Source organism: Microbacterium sp. Y356 (assembly GCF_059445355.1).
Map to the genome: position 1 here is coordinate 1,791,504 of NZ_JCAIUE010000001.1, position 14,606 is coordinate 1,806,109.

A 14,606-nucleotide genomic window follows, 5' to 3' on the forward strand; every position below is an offset into this window, starting at 1 on the left:
ATGGTGTCGAATATCGACCGGGTAGGTGCGGCGCTCGACGTACTGTCGGAGTCTCTCGAGCCCTTCATCGCGCGCGTCCTCATCCCGCACCTACCTGAGGGCGTGACCGACTGGACGAGGCTGCTTGCTGCGAAAGACGACGTCCTTGGCAAGGAGTATCTGGCGACAGATCCTCAAGTACAGCTCCGCGCCCTCACCGAGCCCCTCGGCTCACTACGCTATGCCTTCAACGACGAGCTCTCCCGAGCGGAGCAGAATCTGGCGAGCGAGGTGCGATCCGTCCGCGACTCCTGGGCGCACCGGAAACCATTCAGCCCCGATGACGCGTATCGTGCTTTGGACACCATGGAGCGCCTGCTCCGTGCGATCGGCGCGGGGCCAGCGGCAGACAAAACCCGCCGGTCACGGCTCGATGTGCAGCGATCCGCGTACGCCGAAGAGACCCGACGCGACACCCGCGTCTCCTCCGGGATGCCAGCGCTCTCGTCTACCGATCTCCTGCCATGGCGGGAGGTGCTCCAGCCTCACGCCGATATCGCTGCGAACGACTTCGCCCGAGCGGAATTCGCGGCTGACCTCCACCAGGTCGCGACCGGCGTCGAGGCATCCGCGGACTACAACGACCCGATCGAGTTCTTCCAGCGGACCTTCCTCACCGAGGGCCTAAAGAATCTCCTCGGCATCGCCGTCCGCCGGATCGCTGGCGATATGAATGCGGCGCCGGTCGTCAACCTCCAGACCGCGTTCGGCGGCGGCAAGACGCACTCCATGCTGGCCGTCTGGCATCTGTTCAGCGAGAAGGCGATCACCGCGTTCCCGCAGGGGGTCCAAGATGTGGTGCGCGAGCTGGATGTAGATCCCGCCACCGTCGCAGCATCGGTGCGCCGCGTCGCTGTGGTCGGGAACGAGCTGTCTCCAGGCCAGCCATGGGTGAAGCCCGACGGCACGGAGGTTCATACACTCTGGGGCGAGATCGCCTGGCAGCTCGGCGGAGCGGAAGCTTACGCACAGGTAGCCGAAGCCGACCACACCGGGACGAACCCGGGCGCCGCCATCCGAACAGTCATCGAACAGCACTCCCCGGCCGTCATCCTGATCGATGAGTGGGTCGCGTACGCCCGCGGACTCTACGGGCAGGAAGGTCTCGTCGGCGGAAGCTTCGAGTCGCAGTTCACGTTCGCCCAGCAGCTCACAGAGGCTGTGAAGTCAGTGCCCGGTGCACTGCTACTTGTCTCGATCCCGGCATCCGATATTCGACGCGACGATGACGCGGCCGTCGCATCCGATCTCGAAGTCGGAGGCGCGCACGGACGTGCTGCGCTCGAGCGCCTGCAGAACGTCGTCACGCGAGTGGCCCAGCCGTGGACGCCAGCGACCAGCGGCGAGTCGTTCGAAATCGTGCGACGACGGTTGTTCCGTGAGCCGGACGCCGAAGCCCGCCGAAGGATCGACGCAACAGCCAAGACCTTCGTCGAGTACTACCGCCGCAGCCTCGGTGAGCTGCCAGCTGAGACCCGCGACCCCTCGTACGAATCGCGCATCCGCGATGCGTACCCGATCCACCCGGAGCTCTTCGATCGGCTGTACGGTGACTGGTCGACGCTCGAGAAGTTCCAGCGCACACGCGGCGTACTGCGCCTGATGAGCGCAGTCGTGCACGCCCTGCACGCGGCCGGCGACGACTCGCCCCTGATCATGCCCGGCTCAATCCCCCTCGATTCCGCGGCTGTGCGAGACGAGCTAACCGGATACCTCGACGATGGCGACCGGTGGAAGTCCGTCATCGATAGCGATATCGATGGGCTCAACGGCACTGCGATCCTCGTCGACAAGGAGAAGCCACTGTTCGGCGGGAGGGCACTGACCCGACGGATCGCACGTGCAACGTTCATCGGCTCGGCCGCGACTCTCGGATCGAACCACAAGGGGATCGAGCGCAAACGCATGTTCCTCGGAGTAGCCATGCCCGGGGACACAATCGGGAATTTCGGCAGTGCGCTCCAGCTGATGGGCGAGCGAGCGAACTACCTGTACGCAGAGAGCGACCGCTACTGGTTCGACTTGCAGGTGTCCCTAAACCGTACCGTCGCGGAGCGTGCTCAGTCCTACAGTGCGGCAGACGTTGAGAAGCATATCGTTGACCGACTTCGCCTCCAGACCAAGCACCCACCAGTGTTCACCGACGTGATTTACGCGCCGTCAGATTCAGGTGATATCGCCGAGTCCGAGAAGGTGCGGCTAGTCATTGCGGGGCCGCAGCACTCCCACGATGGCAAGAGCTCCGATTCGAAGGCACAAGCTTTCACCCGCGAGGTGGCAGGAACTCGTGGAAATGCTCCACGACAGGGTGTGAATACTCTCGTGGTGCTCGCGCCCGATCAGTCGCGGTTTGCGGATCTCGAGCAAGCCACACGCCAGTACCTGGCTTGGAAGGGCGTGCACGACGAGCGAAAGGTCTTGGATCTAACACAGGGTCAAGTTGAGACGGTCTCGCAGCGCATCAGCACATTCAACAAGACTGTGGAACAGCGCATCCGGGAGACGTGGATCTGGGGCTTCTATCCGCAGCAACCCAACGCGAACCTCCCCTGGAGCACTTCTCAGATCAAGGCCGACGGCGCCACCGATTCGGTGATCCGCACGGTCGGGGACAAGTTCGAAAAGAACGACGTTGTCATCACGCAGTTCTCCATGCAGTCGATCGCGATCGAGCTGCAGAACAGCCTGCGGAGCAAGTGGAACAGCGGTCGCATCAGCATCGGCGACCTCTGGGACTTCCACACGAAGTATCCGTATCTGGCGCGGCTGCGCGACAAACAGGTACTACTCGACGCAATCGCCGGGGCCATGGGCGACGCCGCTTGGGAGGGCATCGGGTTCGCACTGGCGGACGGCTATGACGAGGACTCCGGCGATTTCGTCGGGCTCCGACTGCCGATCGAGGATGCGCGACCTGCCCTGCTCACGGACGACATGCTGCTGGTGAGCCCGAGGCTCGCGCGTGAGCAGCGGGACCGCGAGAAGGCCGCGGCTGCTGAAGGCGCCTTCGATGTGGCACCGCAGTCTGACTCTCATCCCGGCGCAAACGGAACCACCACTGCGAACCCATTGCCCCCGCAACCGCGCGAGACGATCAAGAACGCTCGCTACCGCGGCGCGATCGAGCTCAAGCCTGGGGGCGATCTGCGATCGCAAGTCGTGCTGCTGGCAGAGGAGCTCCTCGAGCATCTCCGCCATGCCGATCCGGACACGTTCGAGGTCCGGGTCGAGATCGCAGCGGGCAAGTCGGACGGCTTCTCAGAAGATGTCGTGCGCACGGTCAAAGAGAACGGGAACCAGCTCGGCCTCTACCCCAACGCGTTCGAGGATCTCTGATGTCCAGCAGTGCGCGGGTCACACGGGTTCGAGAGGCGCAGCCCGATCCGTCCATTGCCAAGGCGGTCGGGCGACACCATACGTTCGAAACTGCGATCGCCGACCTCATCGACAATAGCCTGGACGCAAACGCCACACGGGTGCTGGTCCGATTTCTGGAAACCGATGGCGCGATCACCGGTCTCCAGGTGATCGACGACGGCGACGGCATGGACACGGAACAGCTCGACAGCGCGATGGAGTTCGCGAGGAAGCGCAACTACGGATCGGAGGACCAAGGGCATTTCGGGCTGGGTCTGAAGGCTGCATCCCTCAGCCAGGCAGATCGTTTGAACGTGTACTCAAAGCGCCATGGGATCCTCCCTGCGGGGCGAACGATCGCGGCGCAGGACCCCACGCGAATCGGCGACCTCGACGATGACGATGTCGCCGAAGTGCTTGCGGATATGCGCGTTGATTTCTCCCTCGCCAAGGGCACCGTCATAGAGTGGGTGCGGCCCCGGACGTTCCTGAGCAGCACAGACAAGAAGGACCGTGCCCAGTGGCTTGATGGGCGGATTAGTTCATTGAAGACGCATCTGGGCATCATCTTCCACCGGCACATTCAGTCATCTCGTGTGACGCTCGCGATTGACGTCTTCGATGTCGGCTACGGCGAGTCCGGTGTTCCTCGCAAAGTGACAGCGATCGATCCGTTCGGCTATACGAAAATTCAGAACGATCGTTTCCCTGCAGCACTCACGTTCTCGATCGATAATCACGACTGCTCGGCAATCGCACATATCTGGCCCGCTGCGCAGGCAGGCCTGCCCGAGTTTCGGCTTGGCGGGCGTCCGGGCTCGCTCGCCCAAGGCTTCTACTTCTACCGACACGATCGGCTCTTGCAGGCCGGCGGATGGAACACTCTAGCCGTGGACCGGCCGGAACTGGAGTACGTCCGAGTCGCTGTTGATATCGATGAAGCCTTGAAACGACACGTGACAATCAACCCGGAGAAAGCGGGACTGGAGCTCGACGCCGATCTACGTCAAGCGCTGCTCAGTGCTGCGCTCACGCCCGACGGCGTGCCTCTCCGCGAATTCTTCGTAGCTGCGGAGGAGCGGCGCCGCGAGAGCAGACGCTACATCCGACGCCCAGTTTCGCTCGTCGCACCCGGCCGAGGTCTTAGCCCGTCTATGCGTGAGGCATTTGCGGAGTCAGTCGAGACTGCGGATACGGAGCCGGTCAGCATCCGTTGGCAGGTCGACGCCTCAGAGTCACCCGTTCGGATCGATCTGGAGAACCGCACCATCTGGCTCAACAGTGCCTACCGCGGATTATTAGCGGGAGCCAACTCGACCGACAACGAAGATGCGTCACTCGCTAAAACGCTACTGATGATGGTCTACTCGAGATACTTCGAAGGATCCTTCCTCGGGTCACGAGAAAAGGCTGAGCTCGAAGCGTGGGACCAGTTGTTGACAGCGGCCATGCGAGATGAGTCCGCGCGTCAAGAGAAGGAGTTGCGAGATGGCGCCGACCAATGATGATCACCCAGCCCATCTGGACCCACGGACAGTTGAGGCGTATTTCCAGTTCGGGGTGAAGACCGCGTTCGTTCTACACCAGTCGCCGTTCGTGCGCATGGAGATCGATCCCGACAATGAGTCGATCTTGTTGATGACTCCGGCGGTTGGCTCAGACCCGGAGGTGACCGCGCTTGAGCGGCTCGCGTTCTCCCGCATCTCAATGGATGGCGGCGAGTGGTTCCGATTGGCAGTGGACGCCAGTGACATGCACTACGAGGCGTACGCGCTCATCGAATCAGTCGTCGATCAGCTTCGTGCGGGCGCGTCCTTCCGCCACTCAGTCTCAGAAGCAGTCGTTGCAATGAAGGATCTGCTTGCGAGTCGACGGCGACTAACCGAAGAGAAAGAGATCGGGCTGATAGGCGAGCTCCTCGTCCTTCGGCATGTCATCAGTGAGTCCGGCGAGGGAGTGGCGATTGCGTCGTGGCTCGGTCCCCTCGCGGAGGAGCATGACTTCGCGTTCGCCGGCTACGACGCGGAAGTGAAGACGACCAAGTCCGAATCCAGGACACACGTCATCGGTTCCGATACCCAGCTCGAGCCCTCACCCGATCGCCCGCTACATCTCGTTTCGATTCAAGTCACACGAGCAGGCGCTGCGAACCAAGGGTTCTCGCTTCCGTCTCTCATCGCTGACGTACGATCGCAACTCGACCAAACGAGACGTACTTTCGATGCAGCCTTGGAAGGGCTCGGCTGGCACGATGCCGACGCGGACCTTTACCGCGTTCGCTACCAACTGCGTTCAACACCGCGAGCATATTTCATCGACGATGCCTTCCCTGCGATCACATCTGCTCGGCTCGACAAGGTAGTTCCGAGCCGAGCCAATGTCAGTAGCGTCACGTACCGTGTGAACGTCACCGACCTTGACCATTCGGCAATGACTTCACCGCTTCACGACTTCTGCGAGGTACCCGAATGACCAATCCCATCGATCGTCAGGTCGCGGCATCGGTCCGCAAAGTATTGACCCAGATACGCGATACCGGTCCGGAGGAGCTCGTCTACTTAGTGACGAGTGATCTCCGCAAGACGGACCTCACCCCCAACGAGGCCGAGGTACTCGCTGCGGTCAGCGTGCCGGAGCTGAACGACTCGACTCGTCGTGCTATGCACATGGCGCTGGCACTCTGGGACGCCGCCACGACCGCGGAGTGGAGCGATGGCACTGGCCCAGCAACTCCTGAGCGACGGGAGAGGATCTACGAGCTCCTGGAGATATCTTCCGGTGCACGCGAAACTCTGGACGATCAGTTCCCAAGCGCGTCACAGCTCGATGCAATGATCGTTGACCCAATCCACTGGACCCCTTGGTACGACGAGGAACGACGCTCGTCGCACGACTTCTACTGGCGCGCCTACAGAGGCGTACTCGAGGACAAGGGCTGGGATGTCGACGCCCTCGCCACACTTGATCGATCCACGACGGAGATCGTCCAGCGTTTGGCGGACCCCAGCGCCGCGAAGGGTTACCAGACCAAAGGCCTCGTAGTCGGCCATGTGCAGAGCGGGAAGACAGCGAACTTCACGGGTATCGTCGCGAAGGCGATCGACGCCGGCTATCGGCTGGTGATCGTTCTGACCGGCACAATCGAGCTCCTCAGAGGACAAACCCAGCGTCGTCTCGACATGGAGCTAGTCGGCGAGGAGAACATCCTCGACGGTGCGGATGTCAACGACGCCAACTCGATCCGCGAAATCGACTACATCGGCACGCAGGATTCGGACTGGTTCGCGCACAAGTTCCTTCGCCACGGCCAGGATGTCCATTCGCTTCCCGAAGTGCCAGCGATCAAGCGACTGACCACCGCAGACAAGGACTACCGCAAGCTGAGACTCGGGAAGGATGCGTTGGACTTCCGTCGCGCAGGTGGACTTCGCGACCCTGGGAAGCCCGTCTACGCGCCGGAGAACATCTACTCGGTCGACGCGCGCATCGCTGTGATGAAGAAGAACACCACCGCTCTCAAGAATCTGCTCCACGATCTCAAGCAGCTTCGTGCAGAAGGGCGAGAGATCCCTGCCCTCATCATCGACGACGAAGCGGATCAAGCGTCGGTCAATACCGTCAACCCGCGGTCGAAGCAGGAAGTGGCTGCTGAAGCCAAGAAACGATCCGCGATCAACAAGCTGATCGCGGACCTCCTGAAGGAGCTTCCTCGCGCCCAGTACGTCGGCTACACGGCGACTCCATTCGCCAACGTCTTCATCTCGCCCGATGACTCAGAAGATCTGTTCCCAAAGGACTTTCTGGTCAGCCTGCAGCCCTCTTCGCAATACATGGGCGGGCGATACTTCCACGATCTCGGCGGCATAGCCGACGAAGACAAGGGCGACCCGTCCTACTCGAACGAAGCCGCCTTCGTGCGAAGCCTCGTCGCCGATGGAGAGGACGACCCGGCCGCTGAGGAGGCTGAGATCCTGAGCGCGCTCGACGCGTTTGTCCTCAGCGGTGCGATCAAGAAGTGGCGAGAATCGCTCGACGACCGATTCTCGTATCGACACCACACCATGCTCGTACACGAGTCCGTCAGGACCTCAGAGCACTCCGAGCTCGCAGCACGATTCCGCAAGGTGTGGAGCGAGGGTGCCTACAGCAGCCTTGCCGGTCTGAGCCGACTCCGCGAGCTCTACGAGTCCGACTTTCTCCGCGTCCACAATTCACGCAACGAGTGGGACGATCTGCCACTCCCCGAGCGATTCGACGAACTGAAGACATCCATCGGTGAGGCTGTAGACGAGATCACGGCCGACAGCGATCCTGTCGTCGTCGTCAACGGCACCAAGGACAGCGACTACAAAGCGATGGACTTCCAGACTCGCCCGTACTGGCGGATCATGGTCGGTGGCGCCAAGCTCAGCCGAGGATTCACGGTAGAGGGCCTGACGATCACGTACTACCGACGACGCGCCGCTGCCGCGGACACGCTTATGCAAATGGGCCGATGGTTTGGCTACCGTCCCGGGTACGGGGACCTCGTCCGGCTTTACATCGCGCGGAACATCATCGACGGTCGCGGGAAGTCCTACGACCTGTACGACGCGTTCACCTCGATCATCGAAGACGAGGAGGAGTTCCGCGGCCAGCTACGCAAGTTCGCGGAGATCCAGGAGGACGGCCTCCCCGCGGTGCGGCCGATTCACGTCCCGCCGCTCGTCTTCCAGCAGTTGCCCTGGCTGAAGCCGACAGGCAATAACAAGATGTACAACGCTGTGCTGCAGTACGAGGGTGACGGCGGAGCAGTCAAGGACTTCAACGCACACGGTCCCCGAGCCGACGGCGCGCAGAATACAAAGCACCTCGCGGCGATACTCCCACTACTCACTTCGCTCTCAGATCCGCTGAAGTTCTTCGGCGTGAACGGTACCAGTTTCGATGCGCGCGTCAGCACAGCGTCTACCGCAGCTGTATTGAATGCGCTGCGCGAGATCAAGCTGTACTCACCGGATCAGCTCAATCCGACGATCCGAATGATCGAGAAGGCTGAGGAGGAAGGAACGCTAGACGATTGGGCGATCATCGTCCCGGAGCTCGACTCGAGCTACCAGCGCGAAGTGGATGACACCACGATCTCGATCGCTGAGCGTCAGCGACGAAAAGACCGTCCCGGCTTTGCCGGAAGCGAGCGCCGACACCGCGCCACGCTTGAAGTCATTGCGCAGAAGCCCGACCGAGAGGTCGCTGCTGGCCCACAGGCGGATATTCTCTCCACGCCCACGCGCGGAGCACTTCTCCTCACTTTCGCGTACGACCCTGAAGTCTCCAGCGAGGAACTCGCCAATGAAGGGCGTGCAGAGCCTTCTCGCATCAAACGCCCCGCTTGGCCTTCTGTGATGTCTAGCGACAGTGTCGCGACGCTGCTCTCACTCGCGATGCCCTACGGCTCAGCGCCCCGCGGACGAATCGGATTTGGTGTACGGCGTGAGGGTCAAGACGCGGACAAGGCAATTGTGGACGTCGACTGAGCGTCCACAGTGCCGCGCCTCGGCATACTCTGGCGATGTGAACACAGCGCATCGGCTACGCGTCTCTAGAGTTCAGCGAGACGGGGAGCGTGACCCGCATCTGGGATGTGTGTTCCGGCGTCCGAGGCATGCGCCCTAGTCGCTCGTGAGATGGAGCGACTGGACGACCTTGCCCGGCAGACCAAGATTGGCGGAAAGGCATCATCGCGGGGAGAATTGAATACTGATGTCTGAACCACTTGATCTTTTCGAGCTCCCTGGCGAGCCTTCGCCAGTGCCTACCGCACCGCAGCCCATGACCACCGAGCAACGGGCAGAAATCCGGCTGCTCTTCGCTGCGCTCGGCGTAACCACAGCGGGCGAGCAGTTCGAGCTCGTCTACGAACTCATCGGCGTTCGCCTTCGAACTGTTGCAGCGCTCGACTCCAAGAACGCCGCTGGGCTGATCCCGAGGCTTCGTCAGCGAGTTGAATCTCGTGCGAAGACGTCGACGGGAAATTCCTGGGACGATCGAGAAGAAGACACTTGGATCGATAAGCTCTGATGCTGTCAGCAGACCGCCGGCTGAATATGCGGCAAGATATACCTCGTGTATAACCTCCTTGTTGGCGTGAACAATGGCATCTCGAAGAGCAGGATGTTTGAGTACACGATCCCCGCTCTGAGGACGTACCTCGAAGACGGCACAGCCTTCGAGAGGCTCACTAGCCTGCCAGCCCTCCTCATGCCAGAGCTGGGGGACCCAGACGCGCCCGCATACGCACGTCTAGGTCGTCTTGACGATGTCGGAGTTGGATCGCGAGGCGATTTGACCTTCCGTTTCAGCCAAAGCACGACCGTCCCCCCGATCCCGATGGCTCGGATTTCCCAGCTCTCAAAGTCACTCGGAATCGAGAACCACTTCGAACTCAGCCGAACACACTGGTCGGTAAAAGATGTTGATGTCTATGAGGCGTTGCTCGGCGTGCAGGCGGACAATCCCTCAACATCGAAGGCGATCGCGATCCCACGCGACTTGCCTCGAGAACATGATCTCGTCGCGATCATGATGCCGTTCGCAGGATTTGACGCGGTGCACGCTGCGATCCAGGGCGCAGTCGAGGACGCTGGTCTGCGGTGCTATCGGGCGGACGACATCTGGGAGAACCATCACATCATGGATGACGTGCTCAGCTTGATCTGGCGTGCTCGCATCGTAGTTTCCGATCTGTCGAAGAAGAACTCGAACGTGTTCTACGAAACGGGTCTCGCTCACGCCCTTGGACGTGACGTGGTTCAGATCGCCCAGACCCTGGACGATGTCCCCTTCGACCTACAAGCAATCCGAACGCTGACCTACCTACCGAACTCAGAAGGGATGGCCAAGCTGCGGACCGAACTCAGCGACCGCCTCCGAACCCTTACTTCCTGAGATTGGACAGTAGTTGGCGACGGCTCATTCGAGCCGTTCAACATGATGTAGCGATCAAGCAGCCCTAGCCTGCTACCGTCACTCCCATGCCCACCGAGCAAACTCTCGCCGCCCTCCGCGCCTTCGTCGCCGAGCGCGAATGGGACCAGTTTCACTCCCCCGAGAACCTCGCGAAGAGCATCTCTATCGAGTCGGCCGAGTTGCTCGAGCTCTACCAGTGGGGCGGAACACCCGATCAGCAACGAGTTGAAGAAGAACTCGCCGATGTTGTCACCTACTGCATCCATCTCGCCGGCCGACTCGGCGTCGGTCTCGACGAGATCGTGATGCGCAAGCTAGAGTCGACCCGCGCGAAGTACCCCGTCGAGCTGGCAAAGGGGCGGATGACGAAATACACCGAGCTCGCCGCCGAACAGCAAAGGCGGGAGTAGCAGTGACAACCTTCAGCATCGAGCGCCTCGCGTTCGAGCGCGGCGCATTCGACGGTTGGGCGCGCAGCGACCCGCTGCACACCAACTGGCCCGTCGTTTATGTGATCGACGGGGCTGACCAGCGCAAGGCCCCCGGCGTCTACGTGGGCGAGACCGTCAGCACTGCGACGCGAATGCGTCAGCACCTCGCCGGCCCGAAGAAGGACGAAGGCCTGGAATCCATCCGCGTTATCGTCGACCAGCGATTCAACAAGTCCGTCTGCCTCGACCTCGAGTCGCACCTAATCCGCTGGTTCCACGGCGACGGACGGTACGACATCCTTAACGGCAACGACGGCCTCACCGACGCGCAGTACTACGACCGCGAGTTCTATCGCGAGTCCTTCCGCGACGTATTCGAGACGCTTCGGAGCGAGGGCCTCTTCTCCCGCAGCATCCCGCAGATCGAGAACTCAGACCTCTTCAAGCTCTCCCCGTTCAAGGCGCTCAACGATGACCAGGCCGTTGCGATCACGGACATCGTCGAGGGCCTGCTCGAAGACCTGCAGCATCCGGATGCCACCTCGACACTCGTCGTGCAGGGCAATCCCGGCACGGGCAAGACGATCATCGCGATCTTCCTCATGAAGTTGCTCGCCGATATCCGCGACTATCAGGACCACGCCGACATCGAGCCCGATTCGATGTTCTCTGAGTTCTTCATACCGGAGAACCGCGCGCTGCTCGCCGACCTGCGCATAGCTCTGGTCATCCCTCAGCAGTCGCTTCGAGAATCAGTGAAGAAGGTGTTCAAGAAAACGCCCCGGCTGGATCCGAAGATGGTCCTCACTCCGTTCCAGTTCGGCGAATCGGATGCCGATTTTGATCTGGTCCTCGTTGACGAGACTCATCGTCTGGGGCAGCGAGCAAACCAGGCATCCGGGGTTCAGAACAAGAAGTTCCGCGATATCAACATCGCCCTCTTCGAGGAGGACGCACCTCGATATACGCAGCTCGACTGGATCAAGAAGCGTAGCAAGCACCAACTGCTGCTCGTCGACGGCGAACAGAGCGTGCGTCCGCACGACCTTTCACCTGCCATCCTCAACGGCGAAGTCAGTGCCGCGAAGGATTCACACCGCCACTACGCGCTCACCACACAGATGCGCGTGCAGGCCGGCGCGGACTACGTCGAGTTCATCCGCGCGATGCTGCGCGGCGAAGCTCCCGCACGTCCAAAGTTCGGAGACTACGACCTGAAGCTCTTCGACAATCTCGGGGAGATGCGCACGGCGATCGTCGCGAAGGATGCCGAGGTGGGGCTGTCTCGGCTGGTTGCCGGATACGCGTGGGACTGGGTGTCTCGCCGCGACCCCGCTGCCTTCGACATCGAAGTCGACGGCCAGCAGCTGCGGTGGAACAGCACTGCCAAGGACTGGATCAACTCGAAGGGGTCACTCGAGGAGGTCGGTTCGATCCACACGGTGCAGGGATACGACCTTAACTACGCCGGCGTCATCATCGGGCCGGATCTGCGGATCGATCCGGTGTCCGGACAGATCGCTGCGGACTGGGACGCTTACCGCGACAAAAAGGGCAAGGAAAACACCGGCCACTTGAAGGACGCGTTCGGCGACGAAGACCTGCTGGTATTGATCCGGAATATCTATGGGGTACTGCTGACGCGCGGGATGCTCGGGACCTACGTGTACGTGTGCGATCCCGGGCTGCGGGAGCGCCTACGCAGGCTTCTTACCTGAACTATCGACTCAGTCATCGACGTCGGCAAGCTCCGGATAGCGCAGTTTCACACGCACGACATTGACGAGACCGAAGGCTTCGATCAGATCCTGCGTCTCTTTGACGAGCCATTGCCACGCCCACCCCTGGAATACATAGAAACCCTCCGGCAGCTCACCCCACTGACTGCGCGGAGGCCTGTGGTCTTTGATGATGCCAGTCGAACCGCGCCCTTCCGCGTATGCCGCTAGCTCCGCTCGCGTTGTCAGCCAGAGATGCCGAACCAGGTATAGCCACAGATTTTTGATCCCCTGCAGATCGGGAATCACTTCGGTTCCGTGAACGACGTACTCGAACTGATCCGAGAATGCGCCAGCACGCGGGTAGTACTGCAGATCTACAACCCGTGTTAGATCAGCGAACTCAGCGGGAGCACCGCCCAATGGGCGAGCCCAGATCTCGAGAAAACGCTCAGTCAGCTTCACTGTGCGTCGTTCAATCGCATCGATTGTCCAGTTCGGATAAAGAGCGCCATCTGCCAGTTCTCCGCTGTTCTCACGGACGCCACTCTTCGCGTAGTAACTCCTCTGCTTGGTGGAGAACGAGCGGTTCCCAGCTCCTTGATTCAATCCGGCTTCCAGAAGGGTCAAGTTCCCGAGGGTCTGCAGGCGCGCACGGTACTCCGCCTGTTCTACGTCGCTGAGCGCTCCCCAGCGTTCACCGCCACCGTCCCACTTGTCGCTCGGCGTTTGGGGATGGATGTGCTCGATCTGGAGCTCACCCAACTCCAGATCACCCGTCTCCTGAAGACGCTCTAAGACGTAGCCTGCGAGCGGCAGCCTCTGATGGAGCAACCCAGTGCGGATGCGCGGATCCTCCGGTGTGCGACTTATGAGCGCCGCCAACAGGTCATCACCAGTGTCGAAGCGACAAAGTGGGCCGATCAAATCAAGTTCGCGGCTCAGGCCGACAAGCGTCCGTCGAAGCAACAGCGTTTGCACCCGCTCAACACGTTCGAGCAGCCCGGCCCGCGACAGGCGTCCGTCAACATAATCGCGATACAGCCCGAGTGTCAAAGGCGATGCCGACGGGAAATGGTCACGCATGTAAGCCAAGTGGCGGGCGATCTCGGTATCTTCTTCACCACGCGGATCCTGCAGGACTCGGAAGAGTTCTGTCAGCCGCGTCCACTCCCGTCCGAGCTGCCCCAGCGTCTCGAATGTCAACCGCGGATACATCGTTTTGAAGGCGCGATACAGTCCGTGCGAACCGCGAAGTTCTGGAGCACTTTCCGCCGTGAGAACGATGAAGTCTCGCCAGAAGCGCTCAAGATGGTCACCCGTGTGTTCCTCGATCGAACGCCATACGTTTCGTTCGATAGTGTCCTGCTGCTCACGCCGCATGCCCATCAACACGTAGTTGTGGATCAGTTCGTGGTTCCTCAACTCCTCTCCAGTTGAGTTCAGGCTCTCGAACACCTGCTGCGCGTTCGATTCCTCACCCAGCGTGATGACTACTTGGTCGAGCTTGCCCATGCCCGCCCAGACAGAACCGACGTCCTCGCCGATCTCGCGCCGAAGTTCGAGGTAATTCTGCACGTATGTGGTGGACTCATCTGCTGCCGTCCACTCACCGCGCGCAAGCCGCGTGAACACCTCTTCAGCCCCTTCGTGCGGCCGCAGGCGCGTGCGCGAGGGTTCCGAATAGATCAGTCTGTCGATCTCCGCCACAGTCGCGGGGTCCTCTCCACCAAGAGAGTCGCGCAGTGCTATCAGCAACAAGAAGAGCGAAGTCAGGCGCTGTTGTCCGTCGACGAGAGTGAGCTCGGCCTCGCCAGTTCCGAGGATCGATCCGATGAAGTGCGACTCATGCTCATCGGCGTGCGCGACAGCACGGATGTCGTTCAGCAGCGTGCGGCAGGCATCCGCACTCCAACGGTACGCGCGTTGGAACACAGGGACATTGATCTCGGGCGTGCTCCCGAGCCAATCGAGGGTTCGCCATCCTCGGGCAGAGACGTTCGGATTAGGCAAGGGATGCTCCTCTGATCGCGCGAGACCGCACATTCATAATGGCCTATCCACGGCGGAAGCGCCGCTGCTGCGAGCCTCCGCGTATTCCCCAGCATCGGCG

The 14,606-nt window shown here is 61.1% G+C and carries 9 protein-coding genes; 8 read left to right on the forward strand and 1 reads right to left on the reverse strand.

What is annotated here, in order from left to right; all coding sequences use genetic code 11:
* The 8 genes from AC1C2Q_RS08600 (at position 1) to AC1C2Q_RS08635 (ending at position 12,493) form a co-directional block, all read left to right on the forward strand.
* Positions 1-3,375 (forward strand): Swt1 family HEPN domain-containing protein, encoded by a 3,375-nt coding sequence (locus AC1C2Q_RS08600; RefSeq protein WP_495449765.1) that lies wholly within the window; start codon positions 1-3, stop codon positions 3,373-3,375.
* On the forward strand, positions 3,375-4,901 hold the full coding sequence (locus AC1C2Q_RS08605; protein ID WP_495449766.1) for an ATP-binding protein: 1,527 nt from the start codon (positions 3,375-3,377) through the stop codon (positions 4,899-4,901). Before AC1C2Q_RS08600 ends, AC1C2Q_RS08605 begins: the two co-directional genes overlap by 1 nt.
* Positions 4,885-5,868 carry a PD-(D/E)XK motif protein gene (locus tag AC1C2Q_RS08610; protein ID WP_495449767.1) on the forward strand — a complete coding sequence of 328 codons (984 nt, stop codon included), beginning with the start codon at positions 4,885-4,887 and terminating at the stop codon, positions 5,866-5,868. Before AC1C2Q_RS08605 ends, AC1C2Q_RS08610 begins: the two co-directional genes overlap by 17 nt.
* Positions 5,865-8,912, forward strand: coding sequence for a Z1 domain-containing protein (locus tag AC1C2Q_RS08615; protein ID WP_495449768.1), 3,048 nt, complete (start codon positions 5,865-5,867; stop codon positions 8,910-8,912). The genes AC1C2Q_RS08610 and AC1C2Q_RS08615 overlap by 4 nt, the downstream gene beginning before the upstream one ends.
* 226 nt (positions 8,913-9,138) lie before the next feature.
* Entirely contained in the window at positions 9,139-9,456 is a 318-nt protein-coding gene (locus AC1C2Q_RS08620; protein ID WP_495449769.1) for a hypothetical protein, read from the forward strand.
* Between the two features lie 45 nt (positions 9,457-9,501).
* Complete coding sequence (locus AC1C2Q_RS08625) at positions 9,502-10,323, forward strand: hypothetical protein (RefSeq protein ID WP_495449770.1); 822 nt, start codon at positions 9,502-9,504, stop codon at positions 10,321-10,323.
* Between the two features lie 86 nt (positions 10,324-10,409).
* On the forward strand, positions 10,410-10,754 hold the full coding sequence (locus AC1C2Q_RS08630) for a nucleotide pyrophosphohydrolase (protein WP_495449771.1): 345 nt from the start codon (positions 10,410-10,412) through the stop codon (positions 10,752-10,754).
* A 2-nt stretch (positions 10,755-10,756) separates the two neighbouring features.
* Positions 10,757-12,493 carry a DNA/RNA helicase domain-containing protein gene (locus AC1C2Q_RS08635; protein WP_495449772.1) on the forward strand — a complete coding sequence of 579 codons (1,737 nt, stop codon included), beginning with the start codon at positions 10,757-10,759 and terminating at the stop codon, positions 12,491-12,493.
* Positions 12,494-12,502: 9 nt separating this feature from the next.
* Here AC1C2Q_RS08635 and AC1C2Q_RS08640 read toward each other — a convergent pair whose 3' ends face one another.
* Entirely contained in the window at positions 12,503-14,506 is a 2,004-nt protein-coding gene (locus AC1C2Q_RS08640) for a DUF262 domain-containing protein (RefSeq protein WP_495449773.1), read from the reverse strand.
* Positions 14,507-14,606: the final 100 nt, after the last annotated feature.

Coding starts and splice junctions, on each gene's coding strand:
- AC1C2Q_RS08630 (WP_495449771.1), top strand. CDS start 10,410: ATGCCCACCGAGCAAACTCTCGCCGCCCTCCGCGCCTTCGTCGCCGAG.
- AC1C2Q_RS08605 (WP_495449766.1), top strand. CDS start 3,375: ATGTCCAGCAGTGCGCGGGTCACACGGGTTCGAGAGGCGCAGCCCGAT.
- AC1C2Q_RS08620 (WP_495449769.1), top strand. CDS start 9,139: ATGTCTGAACCACTTGATCTTTTCGAGCTCCCTGGCGAGCCTTCGCCA.
- AC1C2Q_RS08610 (WP_495449767.1), top strand. CDS start 4,885: ATGGCGCCGACCAATGATGATCACCCAGCCCATCTGGACCCACGGACA.
- AC1C2Q_RS08615 (WP_495449768.1), top strand. CDS start 5,865: ATGACCAATCCCATCGATCGTCAGGTCGCGGCATCGGTCCGCAAAGTA.
- AC1C2Q_RS08600 (WP_495449765.1), top strand. CDS start 1: ATGGTGTCGAATATCGACCGGGTAGGTGCGGCGCTCGACGTACTGTCG.